The sequence below is a fragment of the Lysinibacillus sp. NPDC097287 genome (genome assembly GCF_044761695.1).
Lineage (GTDB): Bacteria > Bacillota > Bacilli > Bacillales_A > Planococcaceae > Lysinibacillus.
The window spans coordinates 104,240-125,421 of record NZ_JBIWCX010000014.1 but is presented as its reverse complement, the minus strand read 5'-3'; the positions used below and the strand labels follow the sequence as shown (position 1 = coordinate 125,421).

General features: G+C 37.5%; 17 protein-coding genes and 1 rRNA gene. 5 read left to right on the top strand and 13 right to left on the bottom strand.

Annotated elements, in window-relative coordinates; translation table 11 throughout:
• Together ACIQ2D_RS17840 and ACIQ2D_RS17835 are read right to left on the bottom strand one after the other, a co-directional pair.
• Positions 1-71: ribosomal RNA gene (locus tag ACIQ2D_RS17840) — 16S ribosomal RNA — on the bottom strand; the annotation flags it as partial.
• 281 nt (positions 72-352) lie between these two features.
• On the bottom strand, positions 353-1,252 hold the full coding sequence (locus tag ACIQ2D_RS17835; RefSeq protein ID WP_402866388.1) for a DMT family transporter: 900 nt from the start codon (positions 1,250-1,252) through the stop codon (positions 353-355).
• Positions 1,253-1,388: 136 nt separating this feature from the next.
• Here ACIQ2D_RS17835 and ACIQ2D_RS17830 point away from each other — a divergent pair, with 136 nt between their 5' ends.
• Positions 1,389-2,111: an MgtC/SapB family protein gene (locus tag ACIQ2D_RS17830; RefSeq protein WP_402866385.1), complete on the top strand. Its 723-nt coding sequence runs from the start codon at positions 1,389-1,391 to the stop codon at positions 2,109-2,111.
• Positions 2,112-2,126: 15 nt separating this feature from the next.
• Entirely contained in the window at positions 2,127-3,116 is a 990-nt protein-coding gene (locus ACIQ2D_RS17825; RefSeq protein WP_402866382.1) for a cation diffusion facilitator family transporter, read from the top strand.
• A 143-nt stretch (positions 3,117-3,259) separates the two neighbouring features.
• Here ACIQ2D_RS17825 and ACIQ2D_RS17820 read toward each other — a convergent pair whose 3' ends face one another.
• The 6 genes from ACIQ2D_RS17820 to pruA all read right to left on the bottom strand — a co-directional run bounded on the left by ACIQ2D_RS17820 (position 3,260) and on the right by pruA (position 13,319).
• Entirely contained in the window at positions 3,260-4,423 is a 1,164-nt protein-coding gene (locus tag ACIQ2D_RS17820) for an iron-containing alcohol dehydrogenase (protein WP_402866380.1), read from the bottom strand.
• A gap of 69 nt (positions 4,424-4,492) precedes the next feature.
• Entirely contained in the window at positions 4,493-5,605 is a 1,113-nt protein-coding gene (locus ACIQ2D_RS17815) for a response regulator (protein ID WP_402866377.1), read from the bottom strand.
• Entirely contained in the window at positions 5,605-8,661 is a 3,057-nt protein-coding gene (locus tag ACIQ2D_RS17810; protein ID WP_402866374.1) for an ATP-binding protein, read from the bottom strand. The genes ACIQ2D_RS17815 and ACIQ2D_RS17810 overlap by 1 nt, the downstream gene beginning before the upstream one ends.
• A 500-nt stretch (positions 8,662-9,161) precedes the next feature.
• Positions 9,162-10,406, bottom strand: coding sequence for a Glu/Leu/Phe/Val family dehydrogenase (locus ACIQ2D_RS17805; RefSeq protein ID WP_402866371.1), 1,245 nt, complete (start codon positions 10,404-10,406; stop codon positions 9,162-9,164).
• Positions 10,407-10,495: 89 nt separating this feature from the next.
• Positions 10,496-11,683: an ornithine--oxo-acid transaminase gene (locus ACIQ2D_RS17800; RefSeq protein ID WP_402866369.1), complete on the bottom strand. Its 1,188-nt coding sequence runs from the start codon at positions 11,681-11,683 to the stop codon at positions 10,496-10,498.
• Between the two features lie 88 nt (positions 11,684-11,771).
• Positions 11,772-13,319: an L-glutamate gamma-semialdehyde dehydrogenase gene (gene pruA, locus ACIQ2D_RS17795; protein WP_402866399.1), complete on the bottom strand. Its 1,548-nt coding sequence runs from the start codon at positions 13,317-13,319 to the stop codon at positions 11,772-11,774.
• Positions 13,320-13,467: 148 nt separating this feature from the next.
• Here pruA and ACIQ2D_RS17790 point away from each other — a divergent pair, with 148 nt between their 5' ends.
• The gene (locus tag ACIQ2D_RS17790) at positions 13,468-14,775 is read left to right on the top strand and encodes an AAA-type ATPase lid domain-containing protein (RefSeq protein ID WP_402866366.1); all 1,308 of its coding nucleotides are present in this window, start codon (positions 13,468-13,470) and stop codon (positions 14,773-14,775) included.
• Between the two features lie 51 nt (positions 14,776-14,826).
• Here ACIQ2D_RS17790 and yugI read toward each other — a convergent pair whose 3' ends face one another.
• From yugI to ACIQ2D_RS17770, 4 genes are all read right to left on the bottom strand, one after another.
• The gene (gene yugI / locus ACIQ2D_RS17785; protein WP_402866364.1) at positions 14,827-15,204 is read right to left on the bottom strand and encodes a S1 domain-containing post-transcriptional regulator GSP13; all 378 of its coding nucleotides are present in this window, start codon (positions 15,202-15,204) and stop codon (positions 14,827-14,829) included.
• 87 nt (positions 15,205-15,291) lie between these two features.
• The gene (locus tag ACIQ2D_RS17780; protein ID WP_402866361.1) at positions 15,292-16,932 is read right to left on the bottom strand and encodes a hypothetical protein; all 1,641 of its coding nucleotides are present in this window, start codon (positions 16,930-16,932) and stop codon (positions 15,292-15,294) included.
• Positions 16,925-17,473, bottom strand: a complete 549-nt coding sequence (locus tag ACIQ2D_RS17775) for an RNA polymerase sigma factor (protein ID WP_402866360.1) — start codon at positions 17,471-17,473, stop codon at positions 16,925-16,927. Before ACIQ2D_RS17775 ends, ACIQ2D_RS17780 begins: the two co-directional genes overlap by 8 nt.
• A 347-nt stretch (positions 17,474-17,820) precedes the next feature.
• Complete coding sequence (locus ACIQ2D_RS17770; RefSeq protein ID WP_402866358.1) at positions 17,821-18,081, bottom strand: DUF1871 family protein; 261 nt, start codon at positions 18,079-18,081, stop codon at positions 17,821-17,823.
• Between the two features lie 73 nt (positions 18,082-18,154).
• Here ACIQ2D_RS17770 and ACIQ2D_RS17765 point away from each other — a divergent pair, with 73 nt between their 5' ends.
• Both ACIQ2D_RS17765 and ACIQ2D_RS17760 read left to right on the top strand, forming a co-directional pair.
• A complete protein-coding gene (locus ACIQ2D_RS17765) occupies positions 18,155-19,324 on the top strand; it encodes a MalY/PatB family protein (RefSeq protein ID WP_402866355.1) in 1,170 nt (389 codons plus the stop codon).
• Positions 19,325-19,485: 161 nt separating this feature from the next.
• On the top strand, positions 19,486-20,919 hold the full coding sequence (locus ACIQ2D_RS17760; protein WP_402866352.1) for a magnesium transporter CorA family protein: 1,434 nt from the start codon (positions 19,486-19,488) through the stop codon (positions 20,917-20,919).
• 52 nt (positions 20,920-20,971) lie between these two features.
• Here ACIQ2D_RS17760 and ACIQ2D_RS17755 read toward each other — a convergent pair whose 3' ends face one another.
• Positions 20,972-21,181, bottom strand: a complete 210-nt coding sequence (locus ACIQ2D_RS17755; protein ID WP_402866350.1) for a hypothetical protein — start codon at positions 21,179-21,181, stop codon at positions 20,972-20,974.
• Between the last annotated feature and the right edge of the window lies 1 nt (position 21,182).

Below are 21,182 nucleotides of genomic sequence, written 5' to 3'. Positions count from 1 at the left end.
ATTCGCTCGACTTGCATGTATTAGGCACGCCGCCAGCGTTCGTCCTGAGCCAGGATCAAACTCTCCATAAAAGTAGTTTGAAAGCTCATTAGCTTCGCTAGCGTATCAACTAAAAGTTGATATCTATTTATTACTTGTGTTTCATTCACTAACGAAGTTAGCTATTAGAAACGTTATTGATTACGTTTTGCTTGTTCAGTTTTCAAGGTTCATGTTGTTGTCGCTTTGTTTCAGCAACTTTTATATCATAACTTGTATTTAACAAGAAGTCAATAACTATTTTGAAATATTTTTCTCAAGTGTTCCCTCTTGTTAAGGACAAGTAATAATATATAACACAACAATTAATAAATCAAGCTTTTTGAGAAAAAAACTTAAAAATCTTTTTCTCATCTACTGCAAATAATACAATGCCCAGTATAACAACTAATCCGCCGATAATTTGAGTAGCTACTAAATACTCTTTAAAAATGAAGATGGCAAGGACAGCTGCAAGAATCGGCTCGAGTAATATTGCAATCGAAACAACATTCGTACTTACATATTTAATGGACCAGTTGAAAAGTGTATGTCCTAATAAATTTGGCACAATTGCTAAAAGAATAAACCAAATCCAATCAATAGTTGGATAAGGACCAAATGATTCCCCTTTAATAAGAACATAAAAAAATAACGTAACCGTACTAACTGTATAAACAATCATTGTATACGTAACCAAAGACAGACGTTTTCGTACATCTTGGCCAAACAATAAATACGCTGTAATAAGTGCACATGCAATTAGCGCCAGCATGTCTCCATAAAAGGCAGAGCCACTTAGTTGGAAATCACCCCAACTAATTAACACACTTCCTGCAATCGCGATTGTTCCTGCAAGTATTGTTTTTCCGGTAATTTTTTCTTTGAAAAAGAGATATGTCCCGACAAAGGCGAATAACGGCTGCAGTGTTACAAGGACAGTTGAGCTAGCAACAGACGTGTAGTTTAACGACTCAAACCACAAAATAAAATGAAATGCTAAAAATACACCTGCTATAGATGAAAAAATCCAATCCCGACTAGTTAGCTGCTTTAATTCACTTGTATACTTCCAAAAAAATAATGGTGCCATAATTATTACTGAAAACAGCATACGATAGAAAGCAATTACACCAGCCTCTGCATTGGCTAGTTTTACAAAAATAGCGGAAAGCGATACCGAAATGACCCCAATAAAAATCGGGATATACGGATGAATTTTAGGTTGACCCATTCTTGTTGTACTTCCTTTCTGAAAATTCTTTATACTCCATCACTTACCTGTCGTACAATACAAAAAAGCAATGTACATATAATAATGGCACTTTGCATATCTCTTAGCAATACGAAATATCGGTGGGGGGTTTAGCATGAATACTTTATTGGAAAATATGATTACAATTGAAGTAATTATAAAATTAGTAATCGCCGCCACTTTAAGTTTAGTAATCGGCATTGAAAGGGAATTGAAGAGGAAGCCTGTTGGGTTAAAAACAAGCCTAGTCATTGCGACATTCAGCTGTCTTCTAACCATTATTTCAATTGAGACTGCTTATTCAACACCTGCACGACATGACATTAATATTACCATGGATCCACTGCGTTTAGCAGCACAGGTCGTGAGTGGTATCGGTTTTCTAGGTGCGGGTGTTATTTTAAGACGTGGAAATGATAGTATCTCTGGTTTAACGACAGCTGCGATGATTTGGGGAGCAGCTGGAATTGGAATAGCAGTTGGTGCAGGTTTCTACATGGATGCAGCAATAGCTGTTGTCATCATTGTTTTTGGTATTGAAGTATTATCACCATTTCTGATGAAAATCGGACCTAAGCGTATTCGTATGCGAGAAATATCGTTAAAAGTTCAAGTTAATGACGATACTAAAATGGAATCGTTGCTTCAATTTTTAAAAGAAAACAATATTATTATTGAAAACATGCGTATAAAAGACATCCCATTAAGAAATGATATAGTTTTACACGAATTAGATTTACGCTTATCACTACTTATCTCAGATAATCTACTGTCGTTTTATCGTTCATTGCGAAGTTTGTCTTATATAGAAGAAATTGAAATGGAAATTTTAAACTAGTCGGAGGACACTTCAATGGCAGAAACGCTTAAACTCTTAAAGGATGGTAATAAACCTTCCCTACTGGCAGCATTCGTGAATGCCTTTTTAGGCATTATTAAAGGTGCTGCCTTTTTCTTTACAGGCAACGTTGCAATGTTTGCTGAAATGATGCACTCATTTGGAGATGCAGCGAACCAATTTTTTGTTTATGTCGGCTCTGCACTATCGAAAAAAGCACCAAATGAACAATTCCCAGGTGGTTATGGTCGAATTGTCAACCTCGTATGTTTATTTGCTGTAATTATCGTTGCAATTCTTTCCTATGAAACGATTAAAGAAGGCTGGCACCATTTCTTACATCCTTCAACCGAATCAAAAGGAATGCTGATTGCATTGAGCGTTCTTTTCATTGGAGGAGTTCTTGAGGGAACTGTATTAGCAAAAGCAGCAGTAGAAGTTTTACATGAGGCCGGTCAAGAAAAAGCTGGACTTGCTTCCATTCCAAAAGCATTTAGATTTTTAAATCGAGCAAAGCCTGCAACTAAACTTGTTTTTATGGAAGATTTAGTAGCCACAGGTGGTAACGTACTAGCTTTTAGTGCCATTTTAATTGCCCATTTTACTGGTTGGGCTCAAATCGAAGGTCTCGTATCGATGATTATTGGCTGCATGATGTTCTATGTAGTCGGCAACGTTTTCCTTGATAACGCACGCGGTGTTATTGGTGAAACAGATCAGGAAATGCTAAATCGTATCGCCCATCTTGTATTGGACGATCCCAACATCAAAGATATCGTACGCTTAGAAGTCATAAAAGAAGGTGAGTTTCTACATGTAGAGTTAGTCGCAGAGGCTAATCCGGAATTATCACTCGCTTACCTAGATGATGTGCGTGATCATTTGACTGAAATAATCCTTAGCCAAAAAGGCGTGACAAAGGTAACCATTCTCTATGACGAGGATGATGGGGAAATGACTTGGGTGCATATTGGGGATCGACCTCCAAATTTACCCCAAAAATAATATTAAAATAGCCAATTGCCTTGTTCCGGCAATTGGCTATTTTATATACAAGTATTAACGTTCCATTTCTTTCTGACATAAGTTCTTATTGATATTTCTAGAACTTACAATCCGTGAAAGTTGATAGCATTTAGACTCACATATTATCTGCAATTTAATAAAATTTCTCTAACATCTTCCTCATGTAGCTTTTTGAAATTACCAAACGGGCCATTTAGCATAGCGTGCTGGATAATCTGGTCAAATTTTGTATCATCGATATTATAGTCTTTCAAACGATTTGGCGCACCTAATGATGTCCAAAAAGCAGATAAGCGATCGATACCTTCATAAGCTACTTCCTCAACAGATTTACCAGTTGGGTCGACACCAAATACTCGTATTGCCAAACCAGCAAAACGTTCAGGATTCACTGAGACACTATGACGCATCCAATGTGGTTGTAAAATTGCCAATCCACCTGCATGTGGAATGTCATAAACGGCTGATATCGCATGTTCTATGTTATGTGATGCCCAATCTCCGCGTGAACCAATCGATAAAAAGCCATTTAATCCGATTGTACCAGCCAATAGAATCGTTTCACGTAAAGCGACATTTTCTAAATCTTCGATGAGCTTCGGTCCTGTTGCTATTACTGTACGCAATACACCTTCACACATTTCATCTGTGATTGGTGTATTCGTGGCATTATGGAAATATTGCTCCAATACATGTGACATCATATCAACGATGCCATACACTGTATGATTTTTTGGCACACTCACTGTATATAAAGGGTTTAATATAGAGAATTCAGGGAATGTTACAGGACTTCCCCAACTTAGTTTTTCTTCCGTTGCTGCGTTCGTAATGACAGAACCTGCGTTCATCTCAGAGCCTGTTGCTGCTAAAGTTAACACTGTGCCTAACGGTAATGCTTCTTTAGCAAATGCTTTTTTCGTTACAATATCCCAAGCATCTCCATCGTATTTTGCACCTGCTACAATCAATTTCGAGCAATCAATTACAGAGCCACCACCAACAGCAAGTACAAAATCTATACCTTCAGTTTTACAAATTTCAATACCTTGACGCGCTGTTTCCACACGTGGGTTTGGTTCTACGCCGCTCAATTCAAAAATCTTCTTATCCGCTTCTTGTAATTGTTTAATAACCGCATCGTAGACACCGTTTTTCTTAATGCTTCCCCCGCCATACACAACTAGTACCTTGTTTCCGTGCTTCGCTAATTCTTTCGGTAAATGCTCCAATGCGTTTTCACCAAAATGTAATTTGACAGGATTATAAAATGTAAATGAATTCATGGAAATCGCCCCTTTCTAGTTGGATTTTCTCACATTACTAAGGATGATAGCAATGATTAGCACATCGTTCTACACTTTCATCATATATTCAGCATAAATACGATTAATGTTATCTGGAACTGGTACGCCTAACTCTTCCTGCAGTTTTTGCTGAATCATATCGTAACATTGTGTACAATCTTGTTTTTTATTTTGCTCGATTAAAAATTGCAAGAGCAAAAACATGTATTGCTCATTGAATTCATCTACCTCTAACATTTTTTGTAGGCAATTTAGTTTTAGTAATGGATTCAACTGATTCGCACGGGTGACATACATTTCTAACATATGTAATACGCTCTGTTTTAAGCGTAGTTGCATTTGAGTTGCCCAAGGGTATTCTTCTTCTACTAAAAAGTCACCTTCATAGTAATTTAGGAGATGTTGAATCGATTGTTCATCATGATGCTCCCTTTCTAACAATTGCATGAGGTCTTCATAATCACTATTAATTTCTACATTTAACTGATAATGATTATTGACTAATTCAATAGGGTTCTCACTACCATTTTCCTTCAATATTTTACGCAATTGATAGATAGTAGTATGAAGGTTCGCTCCCGCTCTTTCTAATTCAGCTTCAGGCCACAATTCTTCCATAATGACTGAATTTAGCAGTGGTCTTTTTTTGTGAAACCATAAATATAAAAACAATTCACGAACTTTTCTTGTACGCCATTTCACAATTTCACGATGTCTATCTAGCAGCCTAAAGCTTCCAAATGTGTGGGCATACATGGTCAACTTCTCATTTTCAGGCTGGATCTCTAGGCGTTGATTACATATTTTCTGTGCTTTTGTTAGTGCTTTTAATAAACGATTTTCTCGAACTGGCTTTAATAAATAATCTGTTGCTTCGATTTCGAAAGCATCTACTGCAAACTGAGAATGTGCAGTCACAAAAATAATTTGCAAATCAGGGTATCTTGTTAATAGCTTCTTGGCAACATGCAAGCCATGAATATCGATCATTTCCATATCTAAAAAAACGACATCAACTCGTTCTTTCTCTAAAAGAGCAAAAGCATCCATAGCATTTGTATAGGTACCTTTGATGCAAACAGAAAATTGCATTAGCTTTTTCAGCATAATACTTAATACATCGACTGCCATTTTTTCATCATCAATAATAACTATATTCATTATGCATCACCCTCTGGTAATAGAATCCTAACAGTAGTTCCTTTGCCTACTTCACTATCTATATGAAGACTGGCATTTTTAATAAGCTTGAATTTTTTCAGCGGATTAGCAAAACCAATTCGTATACTTTCCTCATTCACTAATTGTCGTAACTTATCTGCTGGAATACCCACACCATTATCATATATTTTAATACTTACAAACCGACCTTCCCGTTGCACACTTACTTTAATAGTACCGCCTTCTTTTTTCTTCGAAATCCCATGAAAAACTGCATTTTCAACTAATGGTTGAAGAGATAGTGCAGGAATTCGCAACTGAATAGATTCATCAATATCATAAGTTATGGCAAGACGATCACCAAAACGCATTTTTTCAATATAAAGGTACGCTTTCACAAGATCTATCTCATCTTCTAAAGAAACCATACTATTACGATAGTGGACATTCAACTTGGCACGGAAATAGGTTGCTAAACAATATAGCGCTTCTCGTGTATTTTCTATATCTGTATAGCTTAATCCAATAATAGTATTGAGTGTATTGTAGACAAAGTGAGGCGTCACTTGCGTATATAAATAGTTCATTTCATCTTCAATCGCATCGATAGAAGATTGCCGAACTGCCAGTAAGGATTGAATTCGCACTAGTAATTCATCCATCGCAATCGGTTTTTGCAAATAATCATTCGCACCAACCTGTAAAGATAACACTAAGTCTGAATGCTGCATAATTGCTGTCAGAACAATAATTGGCAATTCTAACATGTCATACTCCTTACGCACTTTTTCACATAATTCATGACCTGACATACCACTCATCATTAAATCAATTAACATACAATCCACTTGATGCGTTTTTAGGTACTCAATCGCATCACACCCATTATCAACAGCAATAAACGTATAACCCTTTTTGGTTAAAGCGTCTGCCAATACCTTAATGTTCACATGATCATCGTCAACAACTAAAATTGTCTTATCGCCACCTTTATGAATAAGGGGTAAATCGAGTTGAAGGACCTTATGATCTGGTCTACGCGCAACTACCTGATGTTGACTTTCTTCAATTATTTTTTCCTTTGTTGCGAGTGGCACTGTGAATGTAAAACTCGTTCCTACACCAAGTGTACTCGTAACATAAATTTCACCATTCAGCTTTTCTACTATATTTTTAGCAATACTTAACCCTAATCCCAGACCTCCACTACTCTTGTCTTTCTTTACTTGATAAAAAGCATTAAAAATACGCTCTAATTCTTGTGAGGGTATGCCAACGCCTGTATCACTCACTTTTATTTCCATCTGTTTGCCACGAACATTCGCAAATACGGTGATCTGGCCATGCGACGTGTGTTGCATCGCATTATTCAACAAATTATAAAGCACTTGCTTCATGCGCAATTCATCTGTATACATTGCTGGCAAATTTTGATCCACATTACTGACTAGACTTATAGTTGTTTCATCTAACATAAAACTGTGAATTTCTGCGATGACTTCATTAATAACACTAACTGGTACAACACGTGGTGTGACACGCAAATCTCCTTGGGGATGATTCGATGAAAATAATAAATCTTCTACTAAATAACCTAAGCGCTGGGTGACGTTATGAATTAAAATGACATTCTCTTGTTGTGTACGTTTTAATGGCCCCTCCGCACCTTCCATTAATGATTTGGATAAATTCAAAATACCATTTAAAGGTGTACGTAATTCATGGGAGGTTTTTAATATAAACTCATCCTTCATTTGGTTATATGCAAGTAGCTCCTCTGAGAGCGTTCGGACTTTATTGTAGGATAAATTAGCACGGAAACTTAGCAATGATGAGAAGCTAAATAATAATAATAAAAATAAAACGATCTCAATATAATCAATCGGTACATCAAATAGAAAATTTAGTCCTAGTAGACATGCATAACAACAAGTGGACACTAATACACCTAAAATGTAATGCGCCCCCTCTCCTCCTCTCCAAAGTACACGTAATAACACGAACAGATTATAGATTATTATTGGAATTAATGACCCTACAAGTATTTTCCCCCAAATCGCAATGTCTCCTACTGTTACAGGATTCGCCCCAGAAAATGGATTGTAGATGGCGTAAATGCAGAAAATAAAACTAAGGACAAGACCAATACCATGAATTGTTTTTTTTCGTGTAAACTCTGGATACATATAATAGATAAAATATGTTAGGCAGGCGAGCACCAAAGGCACTATTCCTAACTGTAATCGAACTTGCTCTGTAATCTTTATGTTTGGCATAATTAGAAAGAAAACTTTTTGATTAATAAACGACATATATAGTCCAACTAATGCCGCAAATAAACCCAAAAACAACTCTTCTTTACGCCTACGATTTTGACTATATGAAATCAAGTAAATGACCCCAAATACCATATACCCCACTGACACAAGAGTATTTAATATCACCTTAATAAGGTAATACTTTTGGATTGACTCCTTTGTGCCAAATTCTATAGGAAAAATAATTCCTGCTTTATAATAATTATAATTCGCAACATGAATGACTATATCTAGTTCTTGATTTTCACTTTTAGCAAACACTGTATATTTATCATCGTTTTCAAATCGAAAATCTTCGAATGTTGTACTTGGGTTTCCCATCGCCCCGACATCTTCCCCATTAATAAATATGCGATTTGCTTGCCGTATTGTACGTATGTATAAGCCATATTGTCCCTCAACAGGTACTTTTACCGTTAAACGATATGTACCAACAGAAACCCCTTCTTCATTAGGTTCCATAAAATCACCCCCGTTAGAAGGCACTTTGATTGGTTTTCGCTTTTCTCCATAACGATCAAATGATTCATCGGGTGAAATTAATACGTTTGGATAAAAAGACCATTCCCCATCCAATTTTAAAATTTTATTTCCTTGTAATTGCGAAGAATCAATTGATGCTGTTCCAGCTTGTGCAATTTGCTGACTACTTGTCAAAAAGTAATCTCGGTTTCCGAGAAAAAACACAGCCGCAAATAACAAGATAATGGTTATAATAATCATGATATTTTTTCTCATCACAAGCCTCCACTATTATAAATATCAAGTTTAGTAATACGATTTCTTAACGACACTTACCTTCCCCTTAAATTCTCATTGAAACTTAAGTTCTTAAGTTCGCTTTTTTATGTCAGTGAGGATGGGATGGCATAAGCAAAAATAAATGTGTGAAAATCCACCTGTTTATACTATCCAGGTGGATTATGAATTGTATAAATATATTTATGCTGCTTTAGTAATTTCTTTGAATGCCTATCAAATTTATTATATCAATATTTTCTATATATGTAATATATTACGATTTTGATACCACCTCAAATGTCCAACTCCACGTTTAACTTTTGTGTAACTATATCAATTACAATCTTGGGTGTAGTGTTCTGGAAGTCTAACGCAATACAAATTGAACAGCTTATACATACTTAAAAGAAAACACCTCTAAAAGAAATGTAACTAATAGAAAATGAGCCGCCTCATTTTTTGAGACGGCTCATTTTCACATGTTTTATATTGAGCGATTAAACCCAACCACGGAAGCGTGATGCCTCCGCAGTGCGGCGTACTCCAACCATATATGCTGCTAGGCGCATATTGATATTACGCGTTGTAGCTGTTGTGTACACATTGTCGAATGCTTCTACCATTTTTTTATAGAGACGTTCTTCTACTTCTTCTTCTGTCCAATAGTAACCTTGGTTATTTTGAACCCACTCAAAGTAAGAAACCGTTACGCCACCAGCTGATGCTAGTACGTCAGGTACAAGTAAGATTCCACGTTCTGATAAAATTTTTGTTGCTTCTGAAGTTGTCGGTCCATTTGCCGCTTCTACAACAATATCCGCTTTAATATTATGTGCATTATCTGCAGTAATTTGATTTTCGATTGCTGCTGGTACTAATATATCACAATCTAATTCAAGTAATTCTGTATTAGAAATCGTGTTTTCAAATAACGTTGTCACAGTTCCAAAGCTATCACGACGATCTAGTAAATAGTCGATATCTAAGCCTTCTGGGTCATGAAGGGCACCATGGGCATCAGAAATACCAATTACTTTTGCACCTAAGTCGCTCATGAATTTAGCAAGGAAACTACCTGCGTTCCCGAAACCTTGAATAACAACGCGTGCTCCTTTTATGTCAATGCCACGTTTTTTTGCTGCTTCTTCAATAACGATTGTTACCCCTTGAGCAGTTGCACGGTCACGACCTTGTGAGCCACCAAGTACAAGCGGTTTACCTGTGATGAAACCTGGTGAGTTGAATTCATCCATACGGCTATACTCATCCATCATCCACGCCATAATTTGTGCGTTTGTAAATACGTCTGGAGCCGGAATATCTTTAGTCGGTCCTACAATTTGGCTTACTGCACGTACATAACCACGGCTTAAGCGTTCGATTTCGCCCATCGACATTTGACGTGGATCACATTCAACGCCACCTTTACCACCACCATAAGGAAGGTCGACGATACCACATTTCAATGTCATCCACATTGAAAGCGCTTTAACTTCTTCCTCAGTAACAGCTGGATGGAAGCGTACTCCACCTTTTGTTGGACCTACGGCATCATTATGTTGTGCACGGTATCCTGTGAATACTTTTGTCGTGCCATCATCCATTTTTACAGGAATGCGTACTTGCAGCATACGAAGTGGTTCTTTTAATAATTCATACATTGCTTCGTCATAGCCAAGTTTATTTAACGCCTCGTGGATAACTTCTTGAGTTGATGTAAATAGATTCAAATTTTCAGACATATTAAATCGCCTCTTCATTCTTTAATATGGTAGTATATCGCCAACATTGTAACATACTTCTGACGGAAAATGTGAACAATTTGTTAAAGTTAAAATACTTTTACAATACGCGCAATGGACCAATCTAAATCTGCCTGACTGATGATGAGTGGTGGTGCAAAACGAATCACTGTCTCATGTGTTTCTTTGCACAGTAATCCTAATTCTTTTAATCGCTCACAGTAAGGTCGTGCAGGCTCTGTTAACTCCATACCTACAAATAAACCTCGACCACGTACCTCTTTAATGACTGGATTATCGATTGCTTGCAACGCCTGTTTAAAGTACTCTCCTAGCTTTAATGAACGTTCAGCAAGTTTCTCTTCCTGAAGTACTTGCAGTGCTGCAATCGATACTGCACACGCTAGTGGATTCCCACCAAAAGTAGAGCCATGCGAACCCGGATTAAATACCCCTAAAATATCACGATTTGCCGCTACACAAGAAATTGGGAATACTCCACCTCCAAGTGCTTTCCCGAGGATATACATATCTGGTTCTACACCCTCCCAATCACAGGCAAACATTTTACCAGTACGCCCTAAGCCAACCTGAATTTCATCGGCTATGAATAACACATTATTCTCGCGGCATAATTCTTTAGCTGCTTTCAAGTAGCCCTCTGGTGGAATGACAATACCGGCTTCCCCTTGAATTGGTTCGATTAAAAACGCTGCCGTATTTGGTGTAATTTCTTTTTTCAATGCATCAAGATTACCGTAATCGATAAGTTTGACATTGGGTAACATTGGACCAAAGCCCCGACGATATTCTTCGTCGGAAGATAGAGATACCGCTAACATAGTACGCCCATGAAAATTCCCATTGCATGCAATAATCTCTGCTTTCCCGTTTTCTACCCCCTTCACATCATAAGCCCAACGACGAGCTGCTTTAAACGCAGTTTCTACCGCTTCGGCACCTGTATTCATAGGTAACACCATTTCTTTATTCGTTAATTTACTGACAAGCTCATACCATTCACCTAAGTTATTACTATAAAATGCACGTGATGTTAATGTAACTTTGTCTGCCTGCTCTTTTAAAGCAGCAATAATTTTCGGATGACGGTGTCCCTGATTAACCGCAGAATAGGCTGATAACATATCTAGATATTTGTTCCCCTCAGGGTCTTTTACCCACACCCCTTCGGCTTCTTCAATAACGATTGGCAGAGGGTGGTAGTTTGCTGCACCGAAACTTTGCGTTTGTGCAATAATCTGTTGTGATTTCGTCATGTACTTTCTCTCCTTACACCTCAAAAATTATATCAATATAGAAGAAAGACAGACTACAAGCTTTACCTGAAGTCTGTCTTTCCAAAAATCAATGCATTTCCGAAGTCGTTTTTGCTTGCATATGCAGTTGTAAATAATCAGGACCGCCTGCTTTCGAATCTGTCCCAGACATATTGAAACCGCCAAATGGTTGGTAGCCTACTATGGCACCTGTGCAACCACGATTGAAGTAAAGATTTCCAACATGGAAGTCTTCACGTGCTTTTTCCTGATTGAAGCGATTTGTGGTGATCACTGCACCTGTTAAGCCGTACTCAGTATCATTGGCGATAGCAATCGCTTCATCGAAATCTCTCGCTTTTGTAATGGCAACAACCGGGCCGAAAATTTCTTCTTTCATGATACGTGCTGAAGATGCAACATCTGCAAATACAGTTGGTTGGATGAAGTAGCCAACGGAATCATCAGCTTCCCCCCCTATAACGAGACGCCCTTCATCTTTACCGATTTCAATGTACTCTGTAATTTTATTGAATGCTGCTTGATCAATTACAGTTGCCATATAGTTATTGTAGTCAGTAGGGTCTCCAACTGTTAATGATTTTGTTAGTTCTTCTACTCGTGCGACAACCGTATCATACACATCCTCAACGACTACTACTCTAGAACAAGCAGAACATTTTTGACCAGAGAAGCCGAATGCTGATTTCACGATAGATTGTGCGGCAAGCTCTAAATCCGCTTCTTTATCTACAACAATCGTATCTTTACCACCCATCTCAGCAATAACGCGCTTAATCCAAATTTGTCCGTCATTATGTGTTGCTGCACGTTGATTAATGCGTAGGCCGACATCGCGAGAACCTGTAAAACTGATAAAACGTGTTTTTGGGTGATCGACTAAATAATCGCCCACCTCTGCGCCAGAACCTGGTACGTAATTGACAACGCCAGCTGGAAGCCCCGCCTGTTCTAATACTTCTATAAATTTATATGCTACCACAGGTGTAGTGGAAGCTGGTTTTAATAGGACTGTGTTTCCTGTTACAAGTGCTGCGACTGTCGTTCCCGCCATAATCGCAAACGGGAAATTCCACGGTGAAATAACGATGCCGATACCGAGTGGAATATAATCATAGCGGTTATATTCACCTGGACGACTCTCTACCGGTTGACCGTTTTTGATACGTAGCATTTGGCGACCATAATACTCTAGAAAATCAATTGCTTCTGCTGTATCTGCATCCGCTTCATTCCACGGCTTTCCTGCTTCTTTTGTTAACAGCGCCGAAAATTCATGTTTGCGACGACGAATAATCGCCGCTGCTTTAAATAACACATCTGCACGAATGGCTGGATCTACCTTTTTCCATGTTTTAAATGCTTCATCTGCGGCTTGCATCGCCTGTTCAGCCAGCTCCTGATTAGCTTTCGATACACTCCCTATTACTTCCGTCTTTTTTGCCGGATTGTAGGATACGATTTTGTCTTCAGTCGTAATACGTTCTCCCCCAATAATCAATGGGTAGTCTTCCCCTAAATAACTTTCTACCTTTTTTAATGCCTCTACATATGCATTGTAATTCGCCTCAAGTGAGAAATCTGTAAATGGTTCATGTTTGTACGGAATCATAATTTATCCTCCCTTTTTGAATTGCAGAATAAGCAAGGTACGCAAAAATCATTGACGCAAAATATTTTTGCTCTTAAACTATCTGTATATTCATAATAATGCAAAATAAAATTGCGGATTTCAAGTAAAATATATCAGAGGTGTTAAATTCATGAATAACGCTAAACAATTACTACCTTTTTATGAATTCGTCACAGACAATGTATCCGTGGGCATTCATGCTATTGATGTAACAGGAAAAACGATTTTATATAACGCAAAGATGAAAGAAATTGAAGGCTTTCAGTTTGATGAGTTAACAGATCGTTCGATTATTGAACTCTTTTCCTTTCGCCAACATGAAAGTACATTACTACGAGTCCTACAAACAGGTTTAAAAGAATTAAATGTCAAACAAACATATTGGAATAAAAACGGTCATGAAATTACCACCATTAATGATACATTTCCTCTTTTTGATGGTGATAAACTTATCGGGGCAATTGAGTTTGCACGTGACATTACATCACTCGAGAAGCTAGTGTATCAACCACTCCGTCGTTACGATGAGCCTTTGACTTTTGATGTAATCACTGCAGTCTCTGATGCAATGATGCAGGTAATCGCTTATGCAAAAAAAGCGGCAAAAGCAAAACTACCGATACTACTCGTTGGTGAATCAGGGACAGGAAAAGATTTAGTGGCAGAGGGTATTCATCATGCAGCTTCATCTGATACAGAAGCCTTTATCACACTATTTAGTCGCCGCTCGACGGAGTCGGTACTTGATAAAGTGAAGGAACTTTTAGAGGATAATAATACGTATACTTTTTTCTTTGAACGCATTGAATTTTTAAATCGAGAAATGCAAGAACAATTACTTGCGTTACTACAGTCTTTACCACCATCCAAGTATATGCTTATTGGCAGTGTTGGCAGTGACCCGGTTGAGTTAATTGCACAGAAGAAGTTGTCTAAATCACTCTATTATTTCTTTACTTCCATGTCTATTACCATCCCAAGATTGGCTGATCGTAAGGAGGATATTGTTCCATTTGTAGAGGATTATTTTAGTCGTCACCGAGAGCGCTTTGCATCGAATGTGTCTAAACTAGCGCCTGAAGTGCAAGCATTGTTTTTACAATATGACTGGCCAGGAAATTTGAAGGAACTCGAGCTATTGCTTGATGAAATTGCTTCGTTTATGACGACCGAATCTATCGTTACTTATGATTTATTGCCACTACATTTTCGTTTTAAAGCACAGCAACAAGACATGTCACATCGGGAACCAGAATTTTTTATGTTTCAACAGCAAAATGTTGTAATGCCGCTTGATGCTTATTTACGTGAGGCTGAGTCGTATTATGTACAAAATGTCTTGAATTTGTATGAGGGGAATATTACGAAAGCGGCTGGTGCACTTGGAATGAGTCGCCAAAACTTGCAATATCGTATAAAAAAAATGAACAAAAAATAATTAAAATAAAAACACTTCATATTCCGTCTTACCGAATACGAAGTGTTTTTGCTATTGGCCTGACTGTTCGATCCAGTCTTGTAGTTTGTCTTTTAAGGAATTGAAACCATTTGCATCAGACTCATCAACACGGTCCTGCAATGATTTTCGAGGGGGGGCGTCTTTTTTACGTAATGCTATTGGGCGTTCCTGTAATGCGCGAATAGATAAGCTAATTTTTTCTGCTGCTTCATCGATTTCTAGCACCTTTACTTCAACCACTTGCCCAACTGTCAAAAACTCCCCGACTTCTTTAACGAAACCGTATGTGATTTCGGAAATATGTACGAGTCCTTGTGTGTCATCATCGAGTGCCACAAAGGCGCCGTACGGTTGAATTCCTGTTACTTTACCGGTCAACACGTCCCCTAATTCATATTTTTTTGCCATAACCTTTGCCCACTTTCTGTATGTTCGCTACGTATATATCACGTTAAATTATAACATACGGAAATATGTGGGGCAAAACATCCCTCGTTAGTCGTTAATCTCGGTAATGCGGTAATAGCCACCTTCACTTAATGATACTTTTATGATTAATTGCCTACCATACAAATCTTGATAGCCCTCAGTAAAACGGACTACAACAATCGGCTGAATACCTTCGTATATACCAATTTCACTAAAGACATCTAAACTCTTAATTTGCTGTAATGTGTTCGTATTTATCTTTGTATCCTTCATCGATAAAGACTGCATGACTCGTTCATCCCCAATGATGCTTGCATATAAATACAGCGCAGCTATATTCATCGGGTGTAGTTGATTGATGATAGCTTCATCGTAAGACTTCGTATACTGTTTATATACTGCCTGGATTTGCTCTTTTTGCGATTCTCCCATGTCCATAATACTAAAATCACTATCATCTATATAGCCCACTGTTTCTTCACGCGTCTGTAGTAACTCCATCCAAATATCATAAGCAGTTAATCTTACCAATGTTTCAGAATGGCCATCTCTATGAATTTCCTCTACTATCGTAGTAGCCACACCTTCCATGGCCTCTCCGTATTTTCCGTTTGCTACTTCTTGTAAAAACTGAACATACTGCGCATTATATTCGCCCGTCTTTGTCTTAGAAGGATAACTTTCTGTGCCTTTGAATATTGCCATCCACGTGTTTTCATAGGTTTCTTTTAGTACTTTATAATTACCTGATTCTGAATTCGCATCCGCTAATAACGTGCGTTCCAATATTTTCAAGGACTTCACCGTTTCTTCTCGTGAGTAGCGCAAATCATCTACTAACAATAAATAGCCCCTTTTCGAGTATTCGAAATAACCGAAAATATCGGGGTGTAATTTATTAATATAATCTGGGGCAAATTCACCATCAATTGGATTTGCTTTAAAACGAACGTCTTCACCATCAATTTGAAGTTCTAAAAATTGCTTGTTAGCTGCTTCCATAATTGCCTGTAAATCACTCGGAAACTGACTTGCATCTGTTGATTTTAGTAAAAGTGGGACATATGGTTCAAGCAGATTGCTATAGAAAATCTCAAGTTCTTCAACAGATTGTTCATACAGGGTATAGATATGATACGATTCATCAAAGCTAAGTCGGTTATACGTTTTAATTAATTCAATTGCCCGCTTTGGTGTCATTAAATAATTTAAAATATTTTCTTCGATACTTGCTAAATACAACGCATCTCTAGGTCCCCGTTTACTCGTTTGATAATGCTCCAAAGTCTCGTCTGCTCTTTTTATAAAGCTTAGCGATGCTAGCTCATCAGCTGAAACTAACAACTCTCTTCTTACTTGCTCACGTTGTCTCTCATATTTTTTCGTTATATTCTCAATCCACTCATCATATTCTACAGTTGTCGAATTTAACTCTTGTGACACTTCACTTTGCACATTTTCTGATTCCTTTAGCATATATGGAGCTGCTAGTACACCAATCAGCAGCACACTGGCAATGCTGGCTGCCCAAACAGCTGGCTTTTGCCATTTTGAAGGTTGTTTTGGAGGTGGCATTGGTTCGGATTTGTTCTCTTTTTCCTCCGCTTCGATTTGTGCGAAAATGTCTTCTGGGGTTAATTGAGACTCCAGTCGATCATATGATTTTTTTAAAAGCTCCATGCGTTTGTCAAATTGCTTATCATTCATTTTCAACACTCCCCTCCTGTACCAACATTGCCTTCAACTTTTCCTTTGCGCGCAGTATGCGTACTTTGACTGTCGATAATGAAATACCAAGGACTTCGGCAATTTCCTCGTACTTTAATTCATGAAAATAAAATAACACGAGTGGATAACGATAGTTTTCATCGAGTTCTTGAATCGCCTTATGTAACAACCGATCCTCCTCGAAATTTAGGACAAGCTTTTCCGCCGAATCATTCGGTGCTTGCGGCTGTGCGTTTAACTTATTTTCCTTTAATTGCTCTCGCTTTTCTTTACGATAGTAATCACGAGTGGTATTGAGCGTAATTTTATAAAGCCATGTCGTAAAACGATCTTGTTTAAATTGATGCAAAAATCGATATAATTTCACAAACACTTCTTGTGCGACGTCTGCCACATCACTTCTCTGTACGCCACATTGATAGGCAAACTTTTCAACGGTTTGCTGATGGTGTCGAATCAACTCTATGTATGCTTCTTTATCCCCTTGTTGTGCACGTTCTATTAATTCGTATTCCGTCACCAGTACCCCTCCTCACCTTTCATTACAATTGAAACGAAACATTTATTAAAATTGTTACATTTTCTTTTTGTTGATAAAGTATCTTGTCAATAGAAATTGTATGAATAAAGTCTGTCACTTACACCACTTACTTGCAAAATTAGATTGGGCCACCCTTATAATCTATCATTAAGTAAAATTTTTTCTGATAAATATCTAGTTGATTGGAGTAGAGGCTCGCCCCCTGGAAAGCGTCCGCCTGTAACGGAAATCAACGGGTCCTTTGAACAAACTCTAATAAATCTTCAAAATGAATTCATTCAATAACATGAAAATCCTCGCACCTTAATGGTAGCGAGGATTTTTTATTAGATAATGCATTTAGCTTCAAATTTAATGGCAATTAGTTTGTATGAAATGGCTACACAATCTTCAAAAGGAATCCATTGCTCAAACGAGTGCTCATATGTTTCTTGAATAACTTTTGCAAGCTTTGACGGATCATCAATGCCTTGTAATGCTGCGACAACATCTGCTGTTTCTGTGTCATAGTGGTCCGGACCTAAGTGGAATGGGTCCCATTCTTCTAGTAAATGTACGGCAGTTTGATTCATTTTAATATTTTCCAAAATAACTCACCTATTATCCTTTTATCATAATCGTATGATAACATAGTAATAAAAAAAGAAAAGAGTGATTTGCTTGTCTATTTTTGATCAACCAATTAATCGCCGTCATTCCAATTCCTTCAAATGGGATGCTATGGAGCAAGTATATAATCTGAAAGATACTTCAGATATTTTACCGATGTGGGTAGCAGATATGGACTTTACCGCACCAGAAGCTGTAACTCAAGCACTTCACAACCATTTGGAGCAAGCTGTTTTTGGCTATAGTTTCATTCATGATGATGTAAAAGATTCAGTTGTCGACTGGCTAAATACGCGTCATGGATGGCAAATTGAGAAAGAGACTATTTTATTCCGCCACGGTGTCATTCCAGCAATGGCGAATATTATAACGGCACTTACAAACCCTGGTGATAAAGTCCTTGTTTCAACACCAGTCTATCCTCCATTTTTCAATGTACCGAAAACTAACGACCGCGAAGTCATCACTTGCCCATTAGTAGAAAAGAACGGCACATTTGTTTATGACTTTGAAGCCTTCGAACAGGCACTTGCGCAGGATGTAAAGGTGTACATTTTATGTAATCCTCATAATCCTGGTGGCTATGTATGGAGTGAAGCTACACTAAATGAAATAGTCCGTCTTTGTGCAAAATATGATGTTCTCATTATTTCAGACGAAATCCATGCTGACTTAATGCTAGATGGCGCTGTCCACACACCACTTGCCAAAGTAGCTGGAGATGAAATCGACCGCATCATTACATGTATGGCACCGACTAAAACCTTTAATTTAGCGGGTATTCAAATTGCTTATATGATTGTGACAGATAAGAAAAAACGTGCACAATTAGAGGCAGTAATTATGGCAAGTGGTCATGGCGGGTTAAATAACTTCGCACCTATTGCACTACATGCAGCCTATACTGAAGGTAAACCTTGGCTAGACGAGCTACTAGTCTATGTATCTAAAAATATAGATTATGTCATTGCAGAACTTGGTCAGCTTCCAGGTATTCATATTCCAAAGCCACAAGGTACGTACCTAATATGGATTGACTATCGTGAATTAGGCATCGACGAAAAAGACATGATGAAGCGTCTTCTTGAAGTAGGGCATCTTGCTTTAGAACCCGGCTCTAAATACGGTGTAGAAGGCAACGGCTTTTTACGCATGAATGTCGCTTGCTCCCTAGACACAGTAAAAGAAGGCGTAGCTCGTTTCAAACAGGCACTTGCATAGTAAAAAATAGACTGGCCTAAGAAGAGAAACCGTATGCTGAGAGTACTTCTAGCATACGGTTTTTTCCATATAGAAAGCCCAATGTTATGCTCTGATAAACGCCTCTTATGTTTAGAAAAAAAAGATTGTGGAAAAGTTTTATGCATAGAGAGGTGTATACAATGATATTAGCACCATTACCGATTGAACATGCTTATATGACATTTTTATTTCCATTTGCTTACCATACCAAAAATAGAGAAGAGCTTAGTGAACAGCTAGAAAATGAAGGATTTACATTTTTCACGCTACAAAACAAGGAATTAGAAAATGCTTTTTACGGTAACGACATCACGGTTTCACATGAGGAAATTGCTCAATTTTTTTACCCATTTGTTGAAGATAAATTATTTCCAACCCAATCGCATGCACAAGATTTCTTACGCTTTTCGAAGTCTTTTAATGTAACTGGCTATTTACAAAGTAAACATGAAATCTTTCCTTACGAACTATTGAGTATTGATATCACACTATGTCCTTTTGGCAATGGCATTATTACCACGCGATTAAAAATGACTGACGAAGTAAGGGATTTTAGCGATGTCGTTAATTTCATTCATTATTTTCGAATTCTCGAGGCAAAACTAGATGAAGAAAAAGGTACAAGTCATCACTTTGCGTTTGGATTATACCAATCAACAAGCGATTTATTGTTCCAGTATTTCCTCCCCTTTTTAGAGGATTATTTAATTGATTATAAAACGAATACCTTTGGTGGCTTACCTTTTTTAGAAGATGAGCGCATGCTTGCGTCCGCTTATCTTTTATGTAAAGAAAATGCAGAAATAATAGATGAACATTTATTTCGTCTTGGGCAAGTTGACGGAAAAAAACCTGATGGACAACCTTTTATCTCTAGTACCAATCCAGACTATATCACTGATTATGTTGCCGAGCATACACATATGCGATGGGCGCCCACAAGTTACATTGTGACCTCTACACAAGCACAGATTACCATATCTAACCGCCCATTTTCTCACTCAATCCGAGATATTGAAAAATTTATGGGGAAATATTATTATAATTTGCTCATCCATTATTTTTATAAGATGATGCTGTTAAAAGTGTCATTTGAACATAGTGAAATTAGCTGGAACAAGGATAAGTTCGTTGTAGACGATCTTATAGAACTTATTACAAGATTTTCATCTCATTATTATTTTGATGAAGTAGTTGTACGTAGTGAGGGCAAAGAAATCTCTCATATGCTTCGCAAAATTTTTCGCATTCAAGAAAACTACCTGGAAACGAAAACGACGCTTGATAACTTGTATCGTGCTTTAGAAGATCGCTCGGATAAACGTAATAATAAATTACTTTTCATTTTAACTGTTTTTACGGTTGTGTCGGGTATATACGGCATGAATTTAGTCATTGAGGAATGGAATGGACAGGTGAATTGGTCGAATGTTTGGAAGTTTTCTTTTTTTGAATGGCTTGCCTTGTTGACGGCATTAAGTGGTATTACTTTGTCATTTGTACTTATTTGTTATTCCACATTTACAGTTTTACGCAACCATCTTCGCCGCTATAAGCGTAATGGGCTCAAATAAAAAACGAGATGTCTCACATTGTACGAGGACATCTCATTTTTCTTTATATATTCTAATTGTTGTTTTCTTTATTTTTTTTGTTTTTTTCTTTATTTTTTTCGCGGAGAATACGCTCTTCAATTTCCTTTGCTTTTACTTCTTGCTTTTTCGAAATCTTTTTGAACATCCAAAACACAGCAAAACATAAAATCAAAATCAATAGAAATTGAAAGGCAGCTGGGATATAAGCTGATTTATCTTCTGGGAAATATAAAAAACCCATA

Bases quoted from the DNA above. Each gene is read 5' to 3' on its own strand.
- ACIQ2D_RS17835 (WP_402866388.1), bottom strand. From the start codon at position 1,252: ATGGGTCAACCTAAAATTCATCCGTATATCCCGATTTTTATTGGGGTC.
- ACIQ2D_RS17830 (WP_402866385.1), top strand. From the start codon at position 1,389: ATGAATACTTTATTGGAAAATATGATTACAATTGAAGTAATTATAAAA.
- ACIQ2D_RS17825 (WP_402866382.1), top strand. From the start codon at position 2,127: ATGGCAGAAACGCTTAAACTCTTAAAGGATGGTAATAAACCTTCCCTA.
- ACIQ2D_RS17820 (WP_402866380.1), bottom strand. From the start codon at position 4,423: ATGAATTCATTTACATTTTATAATCCTGTCAAATTACATTTTGGTGAA.
- ACIQ2D_RS17815 (WP_402866377.1), bottom strand. From the start codon at position 5,605: ATGAATATAGTTATTATTGATGATGAAAAAATGGCAGTCGATGTATTA.
- ACIQ2D_RS17810 (WP_402866374.1), bottom strand. From the start codon at position 8,661: ATGAGAAAAAATATCATGATTATTATAACCATTATCTTGTTATTTGCG.
- ACIQ2D_RS17805 (WP_402866371.1), bottom strand. From the start codon at position 10,406: ATGTCTGAAAATTTGAATCTATTTACATCAACTCAAGAAGTTATCCAC.
- ACIQ2D_RS17800 (WP_402866369.1), bottom strand. From the start codon at position 11,683: ATGACGAAATCACAACAGATTATTGCACAAACGCAAAGTTTCGGTGCA.
- ACIQ2D_RS17790 (WP_402866366.1), top strand. From the start codon at position 13,468: ATGAATAACGCTAAACAATTACTACCTTTTTATGAATTCGTCACAGAC.
- yugI (WP_402866364.1), bottom strand. From the start codon at position 15,204: ATGGCAAAAAAATATGAATTAGGGGACGTGTTGACCGGTAAAGTAACA.
- ACIQ2D_RS17780 (WP_402866361.1), bottom strand. From the start codon at position 16,932: ATGAATGATAAGCAATTTGACAAACGCATGGAGCTTTTAAAAAAATCA.
- ACIQ2D_RS17760 (WP_402866352.1), top strand. From the start codon at position 19,486: ATGATATTAGCACCATTACCGATTGAACATGCTTATATGACATTTTTA.
- ACIQ2D_RS17755 (WP_402866350.1), bottom strand. From the start codon at position 21,181: ATGGGTTTTTTATATTTCCCAGAAGATAAATCAGCTTATATCCCAGCT.